Source organism: Dolichospermum compactum NIES-806 (assembly GCF_002368115.1).
Lineage (GTDB): Bacteria > Cyanobacteriota > Cyanobacteriia > Cyanobacteriales > Nostocaceae > Dolichospermum > Dolichospermum compactum.
The window spans coordinates 3,706,776-3,725,424 of sequence record NZ_AP018316.1 but is presented as its reverse complement, the minus strand read 5'-3'; the positions used below and the strand labels follow the sequence as shown (position 1 = coordinate 3,725,424).

General features: G+C 38.8%; 17 protein-coding genes. 8 read left to right on the top strand and 9 right to left on the bottom strand.

Going from position 1 to position 18,649, the window contains the following annotated elements; all coding sequences use genetic code 11:
* A partial coding sequence (locus CA730_RS25750) for a beta strand repeat-containing protein (protein WP_172891209.1) occupies positions 1–1,972 on the top strand: 1,972 nt, incomplete at its 5' end.
* Between the two features lie 203 nt (positions 1,973–2,175).
* Here CA730_RS25750 and CA730_RS17555 read toward each other — a convergent pair.
* The 5 genes from CA730_RS17555 to CA730_RS17535 all read right to left on the bottom strand — a co-directional run bounded on the left by CA730_RS17555 (position 2,176) and on the right by CA730_RS17535 (position 7,316).
* The gene (locus tag CA730_RS17555; RefSeq protein ID WP_096669251.1) at positions 2,176–3,894 is read right to left on the bottom strand and encodes an ABC transporter ATP-binding protein; all 1,719 of its coding nucleotides are present in this window, start codon (positions 3,892–3,894) and stop codon (positions 2,176–2,178) included.
* Between the two features lie 142 nt (positions 3,895–4,036).
* Positions 4,037–4,747 (bottom strand): ribose-5-phosphate isomerase RpiA, encoded by a 711-nt coding sequence (gene rpiA / locus CA730_RS17550; RefSeq protein WP_096669249.1) that lies wholly within the window; start codon positions 4,745–4,747, stop codon positions 4,037–4,039.
* A gap of 153 nt (positions 4,748–4,900) precedes the next feature.
* Complete coding sequence (locus tag CA730_RS17545; RefSeq protein ID WP_096669247.1) at positions 4,901–5,362, bottom strand: tetratricopeptide repeat protein; 462 nt, start codon at positions 5,360–5,362, stop codon at positions 4,901–4,903.
* A 4-nt stretch (positions 5,363–5,366) separates the two neighbouring features.
* Positions 5,367–6,308: a homogentisate phytyltransferase gene (locus tag CA730_RS17540; protein WP_096669245.1), complete on the bottom strand. Its 942-nt coding sequence runs from the start codon at positions 6,306–6,308 to the stop codon at positions 5,367–5,369.
* A gap of 165 nt (positions 6,309–6,473) precedes the next feature.
* Positions 6,474–7,316 (bottom strand): methyltransferase domain-containing protein, encoded by an 843-nt coding sequence (locus CA730_RS17535; protein WP_096669243.1) that lies wholly within the window; start codon positions 7,314–7,316, stop codon positions 6,474–6,476.
* A 274-nt stretch (positions 7,317–7,590) separates the two neighbouring features.
* On the opposite strand from CA730_RS17535, the gene CA730_RS17530 reads away from it, so the two are divergent.
* The 3 genes from CA730_RS17530 to CA730_RS26130 are packed head-to-tail and all read left to right on the top strand — an operon-like array spanning position 7,591 to position 9,866.
* Positions 7,591–8,946, top strand: coding sequence for a TrkH family potassium uptake protein (locus CA730_RS17530; RefSeq protein WP_096669241.1), 1,356 nt, complete (start codon positions 7,591–7,593; stop codon positions 8,944–8,946).
* 44 nt (positions 8,947–8,990) lie between these two features.
* Positions 8,991–9,686 (top strand): potassium channel family protein, encoded by a 696-nt coding sequence (locus CA730_RS17525; protein ID WP_096669239.1) that lies wholly within the window; start codon positions 8,991–8,993, stop codon positions 9,684–9,686.
* A 51-nt stretch (positions 9,687–9,737) separates the two neighbouring features.
* Positions 9,738–9,866: a hypothetical protein gene (locus CA730_RS26130; protein ID WP_269076480.1), complete on the top strand. Its 129-nt coding sequence runs from the start codon at positions 9,738–9,740 to the stop codon at positions 9,864–9,866.
* 71 nt (positions 9,867–9,937) lie between these two features.
* Here CA730_RS26130 and queA read toward each other — a convergent pair whose 3' ends face one another.
* The gene (queA, locus tag CA730_RS17520) at positions 9,938–11,074 is read right to left on the bottom strand and encodes a tRNA preQ1(34) S-adenosylmethionine ribosyltransferase-isomerase QueA (protein ID WP_096669237.1); all 1,137 of its coding nucleotides are present in this window, start codon (positions 11,072–11,074) and stop codon (positions 9,938–9,940) included.
* Positions 11,075–11,349: 275 nt separating this feature from the next.
* Here queA and CA730_RS17515 point away from each other — a divergent pair, with 275 nt between their 5' ends.
* Positions 11,350–11,739 (top strand): hypothetical protein, encoded by a 390-nt coding sequence (locus CA730_RS17515; RefSeq protein ID WP_096669235.1) that lies wholly within the window; start codon positions 11,350–11,352, stop codon positions 11,737–11,739.
* Between the two features lie 52 nt (positions 11,740–11,791).
* Here the strand turns inward: CA730_RS17515 and CA730_RS17510 are convergent, their stop codons facing one another.
* On the bottom strand, positions 11,792–12,232 hold the full coding sequence (locus CA730_RS17510) for a YraN family protein (RefSeq protein WP_096669233.1): 441 nt from the start codon (positions 12,230–12,232) through the stop codon (positions 11,792–11,794).
* A gap of 14 nt (positions 12,233–12,246) precedes the next feature.
* Here CA730_RS17510 and CA730_RS17505 point away from each other — a divergent pair, with 14 nt between their 5' ends.
* The gene (locus CA730_RS17505; RefSeq protein WP_096669231.1) at positions 12,247–12,750 is read left to right on the top strand and encodes a pentapeptide repeat-containing protein; all 504 of its coding nucleotides are present in this window, start codon (positions 12,247–12,249) and stop codon (positions 12,748–12,750) included.
* Positions 12,751–12,806: 56 nt separating this feature from the next.
* Here the strand turns inward: CA730_RS17505 and CA730_RS17500 are convergent, their stop codons facing one another.
* Entirely contained in the window at positions 12,807–13,418 is a 612-nt protein-coding gene (locus CA730_RS17500; RefSeq protein ID WP_096669229.1) for a Uma2 family endonuclease, read from the bottom strand.
* 451 nt (positions 13,419–13,869) lie between these two features.
* Here CA730_RS17500 and CA730_RS17495 point away from each other — a divergent pair, with 451 nt between their 5' ends.
* Together CA730_RS17495 and CA730_RS17490 are read left to right on the top strand one after the other, a co-directional pair.
* Complete coding sequence (locus CA730_RS17495) at positions 13,870–14,760, top strand: ATP adenylyltransferase family protein (protein ID WP_096669227.1); 891 nt, start codon at positions 13,870–13,872, stop codon at positions 14,758–14,760.
* Positions 14,761–14,841: 81 nt separating this feature from the next.
* On the top strand, positions 14,842–16,200 hold the full coding sequence (locus tag CA730_RS17490; protein ID WP_172891208.1) for an aminotransferase class V-fold PLP-dependent enzyme: 1,359 nt from the start codon (positions 14,842–14,844) through the stop codon (positions 16,198–16,200).
* A 92-nt stretch (positions 16,201–16,292) separates the two neighbouring features.
* On the opposite strand, the gene CA730_RS17485 is transcribed toward CA730_RS17490, so the two are convergent.
* Entirely contained in the window at positions 16,293–18,566 is a 2,274-nt protein-coding gene (locus CA730_RS17485; RefSeq protein WP_096671608.1) for a RelA/SpoT family protein, read from the bottom strand.
* Positions 18,567–18,649: the final 83 nt, after the last annotated feature.

Sequence of the window (18,649 nt, the reverse complement as noted above, 5' to 3'; positions counted from 1 at the left end):
TTTGGGTGATGACGTTTACATTGTTGATAGTACCACTGACATTATCACCGAAAATACAAGTGGTGGCACAGATACCATTCAATCTAGTACCACTTTTAACATTGCCACCCTAACCAACATCGAAAATCTAACCCTGACAGGAACAACAGCAATTAACGGTACTGGTAACGCAGGTAATAACATCCTCACGGGTAACAGTGCCAATAATACCCTCAATGGTGGGGCAGGCAATGACACCCTTGATGGTGGTGCGGGTATTGATACCTTAATCGGTGGCACGGGTGTTGATACTTTGATTGGTGGTGATGGTAATGATACTTACTATGTTGACAATACTAGTGACACCATTACCGAAAATGCCAACCAAGGAACAGATATAGTTTACAGCACTACCAACTATGTTCTGTCTGGAAACGTCGAAAACCTGACACTAACAGGAACAACAGCAATTAACGGGACTGGTAACGCCGGTAATAACGTCCTTACGGGTAACGCTGCTGATAATACCCTTGACGGTGGGGCAGGTAATGACACCTTGGATGGCGGTGCGGGTATTGATACCTTAATTGGTGGTGATGGTAATGATACTTACATTATAGACACCACAACTGATACCATTATCGAAAATGCCAACGACCTATTAGGAACAGATACTATTCAATCCAGTGTCACCTATAGTCTTGCGGCTCTTGCTAACGTCGAAAACCTGACACTAACAGGAACAACAGCAATTAACGGGACTGGTAACGCCGGTAATAACGTCCTCACAGGTAATGCTGCTGATAATATCTTTGACGGTGGAGCAGGCAATGACACCCTTGATGGTGGTGCGGGTATTGATACCTTAATTGGTGGGTTGGGTGATGATACTTACTATGTTGATGATAGCAGTGATATCGTTACCGAAAATGCCAACGAAGGCACAGATACGATTTTCAGCGCCATTGACTATGCTCTCTCTGGAAATGTCGAAAACCTGACTCTAACAGGAACAACAGTAATTAACGGTACAGGAAACGCAGCTAATAACATCATTGTAGGTAACGCTGCTGATAATATCCTTGACGGTGATGCGGGTGTTGATACTTTGATTGGTGGTGATGGTAATGATACTTACTATGTTGACAATACTAGTGACACCATTACCGAAAATGCCAACCAAGGCACAGATACGGTTTACAGCACTATTGACTATGCTCTCTCTGGAAATGTCGAAAACTTGTTCCTGTTAGGGTTAGCCACTGAGGGTACAGGGAATGCCAGTAATAACACCATCATAGGCAATGAACTCAATAATACCCTCAATGGTGGTGCAGGTGTTGATACCTTAATTGGTGGTGATGGTGACGATACTTACATTGTTGATAGTATTACTGACATCATTACGGAATATTTTGGGGAAGGTACAGATACCATTCAATCCAGTGTTACTTATGATCTTGACCCTCTGAGCAATATTGAAAACCTAACTCTCACAGGAACAACAGCAATTAACGGGACTGGTAACGCAGGTAATAACGTCATCACAGGTAACAGTGCTAATAACACCCTTGACGGTGGTGCGGGTAATGACACCCTAACAGGGGGAACCGGAAAAGATACTCTAACTGGAGGGCTGGGAGCAGACCGTTTTGACTACCGCACCTTAGCAGATTCTGTCTTCAATACCTTTGATGTGATTATCGGCTTCAATGCTAATGCTGGAAATGATTTATTCCTTGTTTCCACTGCCCGCACCGCATTTTCTAATGCAGGAATTGTGGCAACACTTGATACAGCCGGAATTGCAGCTAAGTTAACTACAACTAGTTTTACAGTTAATGCTGCTGCTCAATTCTCCTTTGGTAGCCGCAGCTTTGTAGCTATTAATGATGCTACCGCAGGATTTAGTGCGACTACTGATGCCATCATTGAGGTGATAGGATTAACAGGTACTTTAGGATTAAATAACTTTACAACTACCTTAGCGTAGCTTCTGGTATCCTTTAGGTGAACCACGTTGTAGAGACGTTTTATGAAACGTCTCTACATCATCCTTATGGTTGATGCGATATTATCACGATTCAATTATTAATAACGGCACATTATAATTCTTGTACCTGAGAAATGACAGGTTAAAATTCAAAATTTATTCGAGAATTTCAGATCCCCGACTTCTCTAAGAAGTCGGGGATCTTATTGTTGAGCATAATACCGCGCATATCTCCCTTCTAATTCTAATAATTCCTCATGATTTCCCGATTCGACAATTTGCCCTTTTTCTAACACCAAAATGCGATCGCACTTCCGCACCGTTGATAATCTATGGGCAATAATTAACACCGTGCGGTTTTCCATCAATCTCTCCAAAGCCTCTTGTACCAAAGCTTCTGATTCCGAATCTAAGGCAGATGTGGCTTCATCAAGTATCAATATTTGCGGGTTGAGAAGGACTGCACGAGCGATCGCAATTCGCTGTCTTTGTCCCCCTGATAAATTCACACCTCGCTCTCCTACCCAAGTCTGATAACCTTCCGGTAATTGCTGAATAAATTGATCAGCATTGGCGATTTTTGCCGCTGATTCTACTGCGTTAATATCGAAATCATCTTGTCCGAAAGCGATATTTTGGGCAATAGTTCCCGAAAACATAATCGTTTCTTGGGGAACAATCCCAATTTGTTTTCTTAAACTATTTAAAGTCACATCTCGAATATTTATGCCATCTATAAAAATTTCCCCAAATTCAGGATCATAAAATCGAGGTAACAGATTCACAAAAGTAGTTTTACCAGCACCAGAAGCACCAACCAAGGCAATGGCTTGACCGGGCATGACTAATAAACTAATATTATTTAATACAGTTTCTCCTGATTTATAAGCAAAAGTGATATTGCAATATTCAACCTTACCATGAACAGATGGAAGAGTAATAGCATTAACTTTTTCTAACACCGTTGGTTGAATTGCTAATAACTCAAAAACCCGATCAACTGATGCCTCACCTTGTTTAAATTCATTATAGTTATTAGTAGTATGACCAATAGGATCAATTAACAAAGCTGCTGCTGTTAAATAACTAAAAAATTCACCTACCGTTAAATTGCGTTGAGATATTTGCCAAGTTCCTACCATTAGCAAAGATAACGCACTGACAGCTTCTAAAAATCCCACAATGGGAATTTGAATAGCTTTTAATCTTTCGACTGAATATTTAGCTTTAAAACTGCGTTCGGCTTCATGACTAAATCGCTCTATTTCGTATTTTTCCGCAGCAAAAGCTTGAATTAATCGGATACCGCTGAAAATTTCTGTTAAAATAGCTGATAAATCAGAAATACGACTTTGACTTTTGAGAGAATATTTCCGTAATCTTTCCCCAAACCAACCAATTAAAATTCCCATAATTGGGGCGACAATTACCGTCGCTAGAGTAAGTTGCCAATTCAAATAAATCATGTAAATGGGAATAGCAATTAACTGTAAAGCACAGGGAGTAAAATCATGAAAAAGCTTATTGATAACTTCTCCAACCCTATCAACATCTTCCGTGAGACGATAGGATAGATCTCCAGCCTTAGCAGTTTCAAAATAGCTGAGATTGAGTTTTTGTAAATGAGTATAAACCTGTTGTCGGAGATAAAAAGCCACCCTTAAAGCTGCTTTTGCCATGTACAAATCTTGCACAGACTGAAAAAAGCCCCTGACAAGAAAGATAGCCGCACTGATTCCCGCTAATTGAGCGATCGCTAATACATTACCATTTCCGAAAGGAACTGCCAACTTCCCCGCGACATTAATCAGGGTTAAAGTTGCCAGTACATATCCTAAAATTCCTATAAAACCCTTAGCGATAGTTTCCCACTGGGTGCGGATATAGGGTAAAAGTTGCCAATAATTAGAACGTGTTTTCAAATCGTAACATCCACAAAAAATATAATTATATCTGTAAAATTATACTGAGTTTGGGTTGGGAAAAAGGTAATGAGAAAAGAGTTCATTTTCTTCCTCTTATCTCCTTTTTCCTAACTCGTAATTTATGTGATTAGGTAATAATCTAAAGTTGTCTAACTACAGGTTTACCATCAATAACTTCACCAACGAGAACGATATCTGTACAATTGACGAAAATGCCATTTTCCAGAACACCGGGAATATTATTTAGTGTTTTTTCCAGATTTACAGGATCATCAATGCTATCGAAGGTGACATCTAAAACCATGTTACCTTGGTCAGTGATTACAGGACCTGCTTTTCTCACACCCATGCGTAGTTCTGGCTTACCACCAAGTGCTTTAATGGCATTTGTGACGGGGGTGATAGCCATAGGGATAACTTCAACTGGTACAGCGAAACTAGAACCTAAGCGGTCTACTAATTTACCACCATCAACGACAACAATAAATTGCTTTGCTAGGTAATCTACAACTTTTTCGCGGGTATGTGCAGCACCACCACCCTTAATCAAGTTTTTATGGGGATCTACTTCATCTGCCCCATCTATAGCGATATCAATATGGTCTACAGCGTCTAAAGTGGTGAGAGGAACGCCATACTCTTTTGCTAATACTTCTGATTGAAATGAGGTGGGGATACCGACAATATCTTTGAGTTCACCTGATTTGAGGCGTTCTCCTAAATATTGAATAGTGTAAGCTGTGGTTGAACCTGTCCCCAAACCAACTATAGAACCGGATTTTACCAAATTGGCGGCGGCTTTGCCAACTTCTTGCTTCATCAATTTAACTGGATCTGCTGGGATGGACATTCTTTAACTCCTGAAAAATCAATTAAACGGTTCACTCATCTTACCAGAACACCCGGATTTCTTCCTACTGCCTATTTCTTCTATCCTATCCGCTAAAATACAAGTATCAGGGCAAACACGGGGAGATAAGTCGGGGATCTTGTTGTTAAAAAATCACAGTTTAGACATTTTATCTAACAACTGGCTTACCTTTTTCGCCCTTTCTGGTTGACGCTGTTTTTGCAATAATTCTTTTGCTTGAACTAAATTAGCTTTCGCTTCCGTTTCCTGTTGTTCCTGCATGAGAATATTGGCTAAACGTAAATAAGCATCAGGATTTTTAGGACTGCTATCAATTACTTCACAGAATAATGCTTTTGCTTCGACAATTTGTCCTTTCTGATTTAAAATATCTCCTAATAACAAACGTACCATATCGTTGGTAGAGTTGATAGCAATAACTTTCCTCAAGACTATTTCGGCATTTTCAAAATCTTTGGCTTGATAAAAGTTGATGCCTTTCTGAAATAAGTTGGAGGTAATCAATGTTTTGATACTCAAATAACCAAGAATGGCAAGACCAAAAATAACTACAGAAAGGGCGATAATATTGGAACTAGGAAATGTTTCTAACATGAGTTTAAGCTAATAAACAGGAGACGGGAAAAATTAGGTATTCAATGAAAAACAATTTCCAGATAAATTGATAGAAATTAGTAATGGCTTGTTTGTCTTGTAAATCAACTCCTGCACCTTGCCACCACATCACAATTAAGGCTACTGTATGAGTAATTAAGATGAATATAGTGTTGACTTCCGCAAGATGGAATAAGGCTACTAAAATCATGCCTACATAACAGATAGTTAATACCCAAAGTGCGAGATTAAATACTTTTTTTTGTCCGAGTTGGAGGGTAAAAGTTGTGATATTGTAAAATCTATCTCCTTCCATATCAGGAATATCTTTGAAGATAGCGATCGCAAATGTAAATACTAAGATAAACACTGTTAACGCCCAAACTGCCCCCGGAATCCCTTGGCTTCTTTGCAATACCCAACTAAAATGCAAAAACAAACCTAAATTAACAATAGTTCCCCGCACCGAAAAAATACACAAAGCAGCCCAAAAAGGAAACTGTTTTAAACGAATTGGTGGTAAAGAATAAGCCGTACCAATTGCTAAACTTATTGTCACCATGCCCATTAAAAACGGTCCAGTTAGCCATGCTAAAGCTAAGGCAACAATACCAGCAATAATAACAATTAATTGTCCTTGTCCTCTGGTAAATTCCCCCGATGCTAGAGGTAAATCAGGTTTATTGATTTTATCAATGTCAATATCTTCTAATTGATTCAAACCAACAATATAAATATTGCCACTTATGCAAGCAACCCATGTTGCTAAAATCTGACTAATATGCAAACTAGAAAAATTTGTTGAAGTGACACCCAGGGTAATTAAATATAAACCCAAGACACTCAAAGTTGTTCCCATAATTGTATGGGGACGGGAAAATTTCCAAAAAGAATAAAACCAAGTTTTTGGAGAAATAGCCGAATTTTGTTGATAAAATTGATTCATATTTTGTTCTTTTTTGTTCTTAAGCACCTAAAGGAATTGGACTGATACCATTTCCTTATGAAACTGCGCCGAATTTCCTAAACTTGTCTTTTTCTCCTCTGTGTCCTCTGTGCCTCTGTGGTTGGTTTATTTTTAAATTGAGTACATCTTTACACAAAATTGGACTTACTTTGTTCCCCGTAATAATCCAAACCGAACCAATCCAGTTTCATAACCTCGACGCATTAAACCTAAAGATAATGCCCCCTGAATTGTAGTCCAACCAGCCATTAATAGACCGATAAATGCTTGGGGTGTAAAAGCCGAATCAATTACCACATTCCAAAAAGGAGCAACAGCGGTTGACCAATCAGCCGTGCGAATATTATTTAAAGGCAATTGCCAAGCGATCGCTTCATACTCCGCTAAAGAGATAACATAAGGTAAACAATAGACTCGATAAATATCTTCTAAGTGCTTTTTCTCATCCTTTGTTAGCGGGGACTTATCCGTATTCCGATGACACCATGTCACCATAATCAAAGTTCCACCGGGCTTTAATACGCGATAGCACTCTTGCAAAAACTTGGTTTTATCTGGCATATGTTCACCGCTTTCCAGCGACCACACCAAATCAAAAGAATTATCCTCAAAAGGCATTTCCTGGGCATTAGCAACCATGAATCTAGTCTTTTGACTCAAACTCATTGCCAAAGACCTTTCAGTAGCTCTAGCAGCTTGTACAGGACTCAATGTAATTCCCGTAGCATTTGCCCCAAACTTTTCAGCCAAGTATAAAGAACTACCACCAATCCCACAGCCGACATCAAGAATATTTTCCGCACCCTTAACATCAGCCCATTTTAACAATTCTTCAATTAAATCAATTTGTGCCTGACGGCGTTCTTTCACCTGTTTACCATCTACACCGTAATAACCATGATGCATATGTTCCCCCCAAATCTGTTCCCACAAACTGGAAGAAGCATCGTAAAATTCCTGAATTTGTTTGTAAAGTATTTGACTCATGAATTTAATAATAATAAAGATGACAAGAAACTGCAAAAAAACTTATTCTTAGGCTACCATTTATGTTTTTAATTAGATATAACGGTATGTACTTGAATGAAATACAGTCATAAGCCCCCTCCTCGCTTGCGGGGAGGGGGTTGGGTTCTTGTATTTCACTCAACCAATAACCGCTATAGGGATATTTTTACGCCAGGGAATAACTCATTAATTCTACCTTGGGAATATATAAAAATAACCTAACTGCATGAAATTTCTTCATTTTTAATCACTTATGACTGTTGCGCGGACAATTTGTTTGGGATTTATTGCTGTCATTCTTTTGGGAGCAATTCTCTTGACAATGCCTTTTTCAACTGGTAATGGTAATTGGAATGACCCCATTGTCGCTCTATTTACTTCAACTTCAGCGGTTTGTGTCACAGGATTAGCAGTAGTAGATACTGGCACTGAATTTTCTTTTTTAGGTCAGTTATTTATTGCCCTATTAGCACAAATTGGTGGTTTGGGTTATATGACAACTACCACATTTTTAATATTATTAATTGGCAGAAAGTTTGACCTGAGACAAAAAGTAGCAATTCAACAAGCTTTAGACCGTCCAGGCATGAGTGGTAGCTCTCAAATTATCCGTTCTATTATTGCGACTACCTTATTGTTTGAACTCACAGGAGTATTTTTATTAATGATAGCCTTTGTTCCCGAAAAAGGTTGGCAAGAAGGAACTTGGTTAGCTATTTTTCACAGTGTCAGTGCTTGGAACAATGCTGGATTTAGTTTATTTAAAGATAATTTAATTGGTTATCAATCTTCTCCTTTAGTGATTATCACAATTGGCTGTTTAATTATCTTTGGAGGTATTGGTTATCAAGTTATCTTGGATATGTATTTGTGGTTGCGAGATAGCTTTAGTTATCAGCGTAATCGGATCATCAAAAAAACAAGTTGTTTAATATTTTCCCTGGATTTTAAAGTTGCAACTAGCACTACTTTAATTTTATTAGTGTTAGGAACAATTGCAATTTTCTTTATAGAAATCAGAAACGATAGCGTCTTTGGAAAATTAAGTTTATCTGATAAAATATTAGCGGCTTGGTTTCAATCAGTCAGCACCAGAACCGCTGGTTTTAATAGCATTGACATTGGAAAAATGACTAATGCCGGATTATTTATTATGATTGCCCTCATGTTTATTGGCGCAAGTCCTGGAGGTACAGGAGGAGGAATAAAAACCACTACTTTACGAGTTCTGACCAGTTGTACAAAGGCAATTCTTCAAGGCAAAGAACAGGTATTGTTGTATAATCGTAAAATTGCCATTTCTTTAATTTTAAAAGCTGTGGGGGTAGTGTTTGGTTCACTAGCAACAGTGATTGTTGCAACGGTTTTAATTAGTATTACTGACCCCACATTGGCTTTTATTCAAATTCTTTTTGAAGTAGTATCAGCCTTTGGTACAGTCGGACTTTCCACAGGAATTACCGCTACTGTTTCTACCGCAGCCAAATTAATTTTAATTCTCACAATGTATATTGGTCGCGTTGGTATTTTATTATTAATGTCATCTATCTTAGGTGATCCTCGTCCTAGCAGAATTCACTACCCCGAAGAAAATCTCCTTGTTGGATAAAAGAATTTAGCAACTGAAAACTGACAACTAACAACTGACAAATTATGAACCTTTCATCATTAAAATTTCTTCGCAGTTTACGTAAAGATAACCAACAATTTGCTGTCATTGGATTAGGTCGCTTTGGTCGTTCTGTCTGTTCAACATTGCATAATTTAGGTTATCAAGTGTTAGCTACAGATGTTGATGAAAAACGGGTTTCTGAAGCTCTGAATGAAGAAATAGTTGGTCATGCTTTACAATTAGATTCAACGGAATCAGCAGCACTAAAAGAAGCCGGAATTTTTGAATTTGATACCGTTATTGTCGCTATTGGTAACTACGTTCAGGAAAGTATTATTACTACCTTAAATGTCAAAGAAGGTGGTGTACCTCACGTAGTTGCAAAAGCCTCTAGTGAGGTTCACCGCAAATTATTACAACGAGTAGGAGCAGATCATGTAGTATTTCCAGAATATGAAGCTGGTTGTGCTTTAGCACGAACACTCACTAAACCGGGAATTTTAGAAAGATTTGATCTTGACCCAGATAACAGTATTGTGGAGTTAATTGTCCCTGATGAATTTCATGGAAGAACCATTGCTGAACTTCAACTGCGTAACCGCTACGGTTTAAATATGTTGGCTGTCAGTCATGATGGTAAATTTATCATTAATCCCGAACCAACTAAACGCTTAGAAAAAGGTTCTGCAATGGTTGTAATTGGTTGTAATAAAGATATTAATCGTTTACCAATATAGGGAATAGGGAATAGGGAATAGGGAATAGGGAAGATAAGAAAGTTAGTTCTTATGGGAGAATTAATAATTGCAGGTAAAGTCAAGATTAAAAATGCAGAAGAAGTAGAAACGATACTCATTAATACTTGCTTGTATGTAGCCTTAGCTATGTTAAAAGACGGAGATTTATGGCATTTTTGATACATGACTCACTACCCTTTAGTCATACTGAATCCAATCTAAATTAGATTATCCATCACTTCATCAAAAATTCATAATTGAATACTTTTCCCTTCTGGTAAGATCAACATAGCATCACCAAAAGAGTAGAAGCGGTATTCAAAACTAATTGCCTGCCGATAAAGATCCAATAGTCTTTCTCTACCAATCAAAGCACTAACCAGCATCAATAAACTAGAACGGGGTAAATGAAAATTGGTGATTAACCCCTGCACAACCTGCCATTTATAGCCAGGATAAATAAATAAGTTTGTTTTCCCGACAAAGGGCTGTAAATCCCCAGATTGTGCCGCACCTTCTAAAGCTCTTACCACTGTTGTCCCCACCGCAATAATTCGTCCCCCAGCAGCCTGAGTAGCCCGAATTTGCTCAACGGTATCAGCAGTAACTTCAATCCATTCTTCGTGCATAGCGTGGGTAGTGACATCTTCTACCTCCACCGGGCGGAAAGTACCGACACCAACATGAAGAGTAATAAAAGCTTGATTAATGCCATTATTACGCAATTTTTCTAATAATTCCGGTGTAAAATGTAATCCTGCTGTTGGGGCTGCGATCGCTCCCTGTTCAGCCGCATACACCGTCTGATACTGTTCATCAGCCGCCGTAGAAGCCGTAATATAAGGAGGTAGGGGAATCTGTCCAAACTTCCCTAACACCTGCACTAAAGGAACTGCTGGGGGCAAATCAAACTGTAATAATCGCCCCCCAGTTTCTGGATCTGACTCAACAACTGTCGCCCTCAATTCCTGTTTATTCCCATCTCCCCCCGCTGTAAAAATAATCTCACTACCCACCTTAAAGCGCTTTCCAGGCTTCACCAAAGCCAACCAGCAATTATGTCCTCGTTCCTCCAACAGCAACACTTCCACCCCCGCACCTGTATCCTTACAGCCATATAGCCGAGCGGGAATTACTTTTGTATTATTCATAACTAATAAATCACCCGCTTTCAGCAATTCCGACAAATCACGGAAAATATGATGTAGAGGTGGTATACTTTTAGCAGTTTCGGGAGAATTTACCACCAATAACTTAGAACTATCTCTAGGAACAGCAGGGTTTTGGGCAATTAGTCCTGGTGGAAGTTCGTAGTCATAACCAGACAACGAACAATCTAAATTAACATTTTGTGTTTCTACGTTATCTTGTATTATTTGTTGCTTCATATTAATTAAGTAATTGTTAAATTGTTATAATAGTATGCACTTAAATGAGCTACAAAACTTACTTTAACCGCTATACATCACTTTTACTCCCTCGTCTTTCCATCTTCTTTCCATCTTCTTCATTCTTTATTCTTCATTCTGACTCCTGACTCGGTGACTTCTAAATTATTGGGTAAATCTCCCCATAGAACAATGGGTGCTTTTACCCTACCCAGAACCCCACCCCATTAACGAAGATAGATAGGTAGAACTAAACTTAATCCCATAAAATTATGATGGAATACTTATACTATCTAGGCAATGCCACCCTCACCCTGAGAATCGTTCAATACTTACATGGTAGACCACAACTTCCCCTGTCCTTTGTCAGTGTGATTCATCAAATTGATGGTTGGGTAGTCAGAATTAAACTCAAAGAAACAGTCTCAGATCAACAAGATGGCGATTTTCGAGCTTTCTTGAGTGAATTGGGAATTAGCTATCAGCCACCAATGAGAGTCCAAATGGCATTTTGGAGTTTAGAATCTGGACAAACACCCGTAGACGTAATGCGTCGTTACCAAGTAGCAGTTGTTTCTCATGGTAGCCCGGAAAAAGAAGAAATTGAAGCATTTAGACAACAATTTGTTCGAGGTTTAGGCTACTGTCCAGAAACACTCGCTTAAACAATTCTAAATGAAGTGTCGCAAAGTAAAAATAATTTTGCAATCATGATTACTATTGTTCAAAAGCTGCCTCAATATATTGTAGCAGCTTAAACTCATACCCAGATATAGATAAACGCTCTAAAAATTCTCCGCTAATCATCTTTCTACTTTGTAATTGATAATGAACAAGTGCCACATCAAAGCGACAAGCATAATCAGCTTTTTGTGGATATTTAGCTAAAAATATTTCCGCCGTCCGCCAGATTTTTGCCTGTTTTTGGGGAGTAATGGCATTTTTTCCCCCTTCATCCCAATTACCAGAACTGCGGGTTTTCACTTCAACAAACGCCAGCATTGTATCTTGATATTGGGCAATAATATCAATTTCTCCCCAACGACAGCAAAAGCGCCGCTGCAAAACTTCCCAACCTGTAGATTGTAACCATTTGGCTACTAGGTCTTCACCTATGTTACCAATATCTGCATAATTAAGTGGAGAAGGATTAGCCATTAATTAACAATACCATGAATACTAAGCATCGCAATTGGATCAGTATACTCAGTTTATTACTTTGGGCAATGATTTCCACCACAGCCTTAGTGGCTTTTGTCCCTTCTGCTGTAGCACTGGAATATAACAAAGAAATTCTTATCAGTGCTGATTTTTCTGGACGTGATTTAACAGATTCCAGTTTTACTAAAGCCAATCTTCGCTACAGTAATTTTAGTCACTCTAACTTAAGAGGTGTTAGTTTTTTCGCCGCCAATCTAGAATCAGCAAATTTACAGGGAGCAGACCTAACTAATGCTACGTTAGATTCAGCGCGGTTAATTAAAGCCGATTTAACCAACGCCATTTTAGAAGGAGCATTCGCAGCTAGTGCCAAATTTGATGGTGCTATAATAGACGGTGCAGATTTTACCGATGTACTCCTGCGTCGAGATGAACAAAAGAAACTATGTAACGTAGCAAAAGGGACTAATCCCGTGACAGGAAGGGATACAAGAGATACTTTATATTGTTCTTAGATTCAGATCAGATCCCCGACTTCTCAAAGAAGTCGGGGATCTTACGCTTACAGTATTTATATATTTTGTAAAATTTGTGAAAGTGTTAATTTAAGTTCCGGAAATAATGGCGATATAATTAAATCATCACCTCTAAATTGATTAACTATGTATTCATCATCAACTAAAGAATAAATAGAAATAGTCGGTTGTTTAGGATTACCAATAAATCTTTTACCACCGAAAGCACCATAATCAACTATCCAATATTCAGGAATACCCATTGATTCATAATCGTTGGTTTTATGAGTATAATCTGTTTGCCAATTACTGCTAACAATTTCTATTACCAAAGGAACTGAATCAGCTTGAGTAATAGTTGATTCTTTCTTCCATAAAGGTTCATTAGGTAAGTTAGCAGGGTTTAGTAATAAAATATCAGGTGAATAGGCAGATTCAGATTTTGGTGCTTTGATTAATGTTGTTTTAGGTATGAGGTAAGAAAGATTAAGTCTATCTAATTCTCCTGATATCTTACGTGCTAAAAAACCAATTACGACTTCATGATCTCCTACGGGTGGGTTCATTTCTACAATTTCTCCATTGTGTAATTCATAACGTGATCCTGTTTCTGGATAGGATTGGATAAACTCCTCAAAGCTGACTGATTTGGTTAAGGTTTGAACCACGATTCACCTCTTGAATGGTGATAATTTGCTGATTTTAATTATACTATATAGAAATCTGATATTACAAGAAATTTTGGTTCTAATACTCCCCTTAGAGGGTGTTTGAAAAGTCATGATTGCTGTATCAAATATTTTACCCCTCCCTAACCCTCCCCTTGTAAAGGGAAAGGTGGGTAATAATGTGATGAAAACTACGGGATACCACTTTTAAGACAACCTCTTATGGAAAAGAATATTAATTTAATTTTTGTAGGTTGGGTTGAATGAAGTGTTCGCGTAGCGTGCCGAAGGCATAACCCAACATTGGCGTTAAGATAGTAAGAGTTTTTGGGTTTCCTTGCGTCAACCCAACCTACAATAAATGTTTACATAAAGGGAACGTTAGAGCCGAGATTATTGATTTTATGTAACCAATTTATGATATAAGATTGTTAGTTATCTCCTATAAAATATGCACCAGCAGGAAATCCGACTTAAACCCGGTACATTATGGACAAGTCTCAAGAAAACCACCGAACTGGCTTTAAAATCTGGAGCTTTAAAATCTATTCCCACAGAGGTGGAAATTTTTGAACAAGATGGAATCAAGTTTGTTGTCAGAATTTTAGAAAATATCAATCGCAAAAAAGCTGATCAAGAAAAACAAAATCAAAAAACTGCTAAAACTGGTAAAGAATTTAATCCTTTTTTACCTTATGAAGAAGCTTTATTTGTGGCGGATATCTCTCCTACTCATGTTTGTATTTTAAATAAATTCAATGTTGTTGATTATCACTTTTTGATAATTACCCGCGCTTTTGAACCACAGGAAAGCCTACTTACCCTAGAAGATTTTATGGCTATGTGGGCTTGTTTAGCAGAATTTGATGGGTTAGTATTTTATAACGGTGGTAAACTTGCTGGTGCGAGTCAACCACATAAACATTTACAAATTATTCCTTTTGCAGAAACAGATATTCCCATTTCACCACTTGTAAAAGCTGCAAAATTAGATAATTCCCTGGGAACTATCCCAGAATTTCCCTTTGTACACGCTTTCACTAATATTAACTTGGGAGAAAGTGCCGAAATAACCCTCAAAAAATATCATACCTTACTCCAAACTTTAGGAATTAACCCCATAGAAAATAATATCCAATCAGGAGCATATAACCTTTTAATGACACGAGAATGGATGTTAATTGTTCCCCGACAATTTGAGGAATTTGAATCAATTTCCGTCAACTCATTGGGGTTTGCAGGGGCATTGTTAGTCAAAAATCAACAACAAATGCAATTATTAAAAAATATTAGCCCTATTAACCTTTTAAAGAATGTTGCTTTTCCTATACAACAAAATTAAATGTTAGACTACAATCTACATTAATATATTTCTTCCTTTGCGCCTTTGCGCGAAACAAAAATCATAAAAAAGAGGAAAATCATGGAATCTCTAGACATAAAATGGATTCGTTCCCAGTTTCCTGCACTCACACAAACAATTAACGGAAAACCAGCGATTTTCTTTGATGGACCCGGTGGTACACAAGTACCCGGTGGAGTATTAGACGCAATTAGTGATTATTTAGTCAGGTCAAATGCTAATGCTCACGGTGCTTTTGCTACCAGTATGCGAACCGATGCCTTGATTATTTCTGCCAGGGCGGCGATCGCTGACTTCTTAGGATGCGATAATGATGAAGTAGTATTTGGCGCAAATATGACCACCCTCACTTTCTCCGTGAGTCGCGCTATTGGGAGAGAACTACAAACCGGCGATGAAATCATTATTACAGACCTAGACCATGCAGCCAACATTTCTCCCTGGTATGCTTTAGAAGAAAAAGGTGTGATTATTCGGACAGTTGATATTAATGTTGCCGACTGTACATTAGATTTAACCGATTTAGAAAAAAAGATAAATTCCCGCACCAAACTAGTAGCAGTAACTTACGCTTCCAACGCCGTCGGCACAATTAATGATATCGCCAAAATAGTTAAAATTGCCCATAATTTCGGGGCTTTAGTATATGTTGATGCCGTCCATTATGCCCCCCATGCACCGATAAACGTTCATCATTTAGACTGTGATTTTCTCGCCTGTTCCGCCTACAAATTCTTCGCACCTCATGTAGGAATTCTTTACGGAAAAAGAGAACATTTAACCAAATTTTCCCCTTATAAAGTTAAACCTGCATCAGAAGAAGTCCCTTGCAGATGGGAAACAGGAACATTAAATCATGAAGGTTTAGCAGGATTAGTAGCAGCAATTAATTATTTAGCAAAATTAGGTTGTCATGTTTCCCCAACCTTAGATAACGAATTACTTTCCTCCTTAATAGAAGCCGATAGAGAAGGCCTCACCACCTTCCATTGTCCTCGATTCCTAACCGAAATAGCCCAACCAAACCACGAATTAGCATCAGCCTATCATAGTCGTCGAGCCGCATTATTATCAGCCATGTCAGCCATTCAACAATACGAAAGAGAATTAAGTAAAAAATTGATTTCAGGATTATTAAAAATCCCTGGTTTAACTCTCTATGGAATTACCGAACCCAGCCAATTTACATGGCGCACACCAACAGTCTCTATCCGCATGACAGGAAAAACACCAGCAACCATAGCCAAAATATTAGGAGAACAGGGAATATTTGCTTGGTACGGTAACTTCTATGCAACCAACCTCACCGAAAAATTAGACGTAGAAACATCAGGCGGCTTATTACGAATAGGACTAGCCCATTACAACACAGCCGCAGAAATAGATCAACTTTTACAAACCCTCAATGAAATTATTTAAAATCCGCAAATTACAGCCATTCTCATGTATCTCCTCCTCTGCGCCTGGAGCGCCTCTGCGTGAGATAAAAAGAAAATAGCTGTAACACCCCACTAACCGCAGTCCTCAGCCTCACAAACACGGCGAATATTGAGAATATCACTCATTTTCTTGAGTTGCACAAATAAATGTTCCAACTGAGAACAATCGCGGACATCAATGCCCAAATCCATCAACGCAGGTTGTCCCAAACAAGTTTTCACTTGAGCATGACGAACATTAATACCCTGATCACTTAAGCGTGATAGCACATCTTTTAATACTCCCACTCTATCCATAGCCTCAATTTGCACATTAACCGGATAAGTATGGGGACGGCTGCGGTTTTCCATAGCCAAATTCCAGCGCACTGGTACTAACCGCTCATACTCAATAGGATCTACATTATGACAGCCTTGGCGGTGGATAGAAATTCCTCTTCCTCGTGTGACTACACCCACAATTGCTTCACCAGGAATGGGCGTACAACAGCCAGCAATATGATGAACCAAACCCTCCATACCAATAATCGGGGAATCACTAGCACGGGACGTAATTAGTGATGTATCCCGTGAGGATTTTGGCGCTGGTTCTTTGGGGATAAATGGGACAACATCACTTACCGGTTGTCTAGCTTTCACAACTTCTCGCCAACGGTTCAGCGCTAAATTCGAGGTAATTTCCCCATAACCCAAACCGGCAAGTAAATCTTCCACACTGTGATAATTACATTTTTCCGCGACAGTGTGCATAGCATCTGATTTGAGCAAATTCTCAAAACCAGTTTTCCCCAATTCCTTCTCTAATAAATCCCGTCCTCTAGCGACATTTTCTTCCCGGCGCGATCGCTTGTACCACTGTTTAATTCTATACTTCGCCGCTGAAGTGCTAACAAAATTTAACCAATCCAAACTAGGATGACAATTCTTCTGAGTAATAATATCCACAATATCGCCATTATGCAATCGTGTGGACAAAGGCACAATGCGACCATTAACTCGCGCCCCCGCACAGTGGTTTCCCACCTCAGTATGAATCCGATAAGCAAAATCAATACTTGTAGAACCAGGACTTAAAGGAACAACATCCCCCTTTGGGGTGAAGACATAAACATCATCTTCAAATAGATTATCCTTAACACTATCTAAGTATTCCTGAGCATCTTTTAAATCACTTTGCCAATCTAGCAACTGCCTTAACCAAGTAAACTTTTCATCAGTGCTTGTCACAGGAGTATTTTCAGAACCCCCAGTTTCCTTATACTTCCAATGGGCAGCAATACCATATTCCGCAATATGGTGCATTTCCAAAGTCCGAATTTGCACCTCCAACGGGCGGCCAGTTAAGCCAATTACCCCCGTATGCAAAGACTGATAATGGTTTGGCTTCGGCAATCCAATGTAATCCTTAAATCTACCAGGGATAGGACGAAAAGAATCATGAACAACAGCCAAAGCGCGATAGCATTCTTCATTAGTTTGGACAATAATTCGCAGCGCCGCCAAGTCGTAAATTTCATGAAATTCCTTTTGCTGCCGCTGCATTTTTTGATAAATGCTATAAAGGTGTTTAGGACGACCACTAATTTCTAAACAATTAATACCTGCCTTGAGTAACCGACGGCGCAAAGTATCCGTAGCTTTGAGTAACTTTTCTTCCCGTGCCGTGCGTTTTTCCGCCACACATTTCTGAGTTTCTCGATAAGCATCTGGTTCTAAATATTTAAATGCTAAATCCTCTAATTCCCACTTAATTTGCCAAATCCCTAAGCGATTCGCCAAAGGTGCAAAAATATCTCGCGTTTCTTGGGCGCTACGTTGACGACTAGCTTCTGACATATATTGGAGAGTCCGCATATTATGCAAACGGTCTGCCAGTTTCACCACAATCACCCGAATATCTTGCGCCATAGCCAAAAACATTCGCCGGAAATTTTCTGCCTGACTTTCGGTTTTGCTAGTAAAATTAATTTTCGACAGCTTGGTAACACCTTCTACCAATAGTTTTACTTCTGGTCCAAAACGTGCTTCTATATCTTCACTTGTAACTTCTGTATCTTCCACTACATCATGAAGTAAACCGGCTGCTATCATAGCAGGACTACCACCTAATTCACGGAGTATTTCCGCTACAGCAACAGGATGGGCAATATAAGGTTCTCCCGATTTCCGAATTTGACCCCCATGCAGTTGATATGCAAACTGAAAAGCTCGACAAATTAAGGCATTACCGTTATACGTTCGGTCTTCTTCCTCCGTAAGTATAGGCGCTGGCGGTGCAATTAAACATTTGTTAAGCCAGTCTGGGAGAACAACATCAACAGGAGGTTTGACGGCTACACTACTCATAAAATAAAAAAGGTAATTTGTGGATAGGTGTAAGAGATAAGCAAAAATGACAGCATTTCTATAAGTAGATGCTGTTAACTGAA

Bases quoted from the DNA above. Each gene is read 5' to 3' on its own strand.
- rpiA (WP_096669249.1), bottom strand. From the start codon at position 4,747: ATGTCCATCCCAGCAGATCCAGTTAAATTGATGAAGCAAGAAGTTGGC.
- CA730_RS17545 (WP_096669247.1), bottom strand. From the start codon at position 5,362: ATGTTAGAAACATTTCCTAGTTCCAATATTATCGCCCTTTCTGTAGTT.
- CA730_RS17540 (WP_096669245.1), bottom strand. From the start codon at position 6,308: ATGAATCAATTTTATCAACAAAATTCGGCTATTTCTCCAAAAACTTGG.
- CA730_RS17535 (WP_096669243.1), bottom strand. From the start codon at position 7,316: ATGAGTCAAATACTTTACAAACAAATTCAGGAATTTTACGATGCTTCT.
- CA730_RS17530 (WP_096669241.1), top strand. From the start codon at position 7,591: ATGACTGTTGCGCGGACAATTTGTTTGGGATTTATTGCTGTCATTCTT.
- CA730_RS17525 (WP_096669239.1), top strand. From the start codon at position 8,991: ATGAACCTTTCATCATTAAAATTTCTTCGCAGTTTACGTAAAGATAAC.
- CA730_RS26130 (WP_269076480.1), top strand. From the start codon at position 9,738: ATGGGAGAATTAATAATTGCAGGTAAAGTCAAGATTAAAAATGCAGAA.
- queA (WP_096669237.1), bottom strand. From the start codon at position 11,074: ATGAAGCAACAAATAATACAAGATAACGTAGAAACACAAAATGTTAAT.
- CA730_RS17515 (WP_096669235.1), top strand. From the start codon at position 11,350: ATGGAATACTTATACTATCTAGGCAATGCCACCCTCACCCTGAGAATC.
- CA730_RS17510 (WP_096669233.1), bottom strand. From the start codon at position 12,232: ATGGCTAATCCTTCTCCACTTAATTATGCAGATATTGGTAACATAGGT.
- CA730_RS17505 (WP_096669231.1), top strand. From the start codon at position 12,247: ATGAATACTAAGCATCGCAATTGGATCAGTATACTCAGTTTATTACTT.
- CA730_RS17495 (WP_096669227.1), top strand. From the start codon at position 13,870: ATGCACCAGCAGGAAATCCGACTTAAACCCGGTACATTATGGACAAGT.
- CA730_RS17490 (WP_172891208.1), top strand. From the start codon at position 14,842: ATGGAATCTCTAGACATAAAATGGATTCGTTCCCAGTTTCCTGCACTC.
- CA730_RS17485 (WP_096671608.1), bottom strand. From the start codon at position 18,566: ATGAGTAGTGTAGCCGTCAAACCTCCTGTTGATGTTGTTCTCCCAGAC.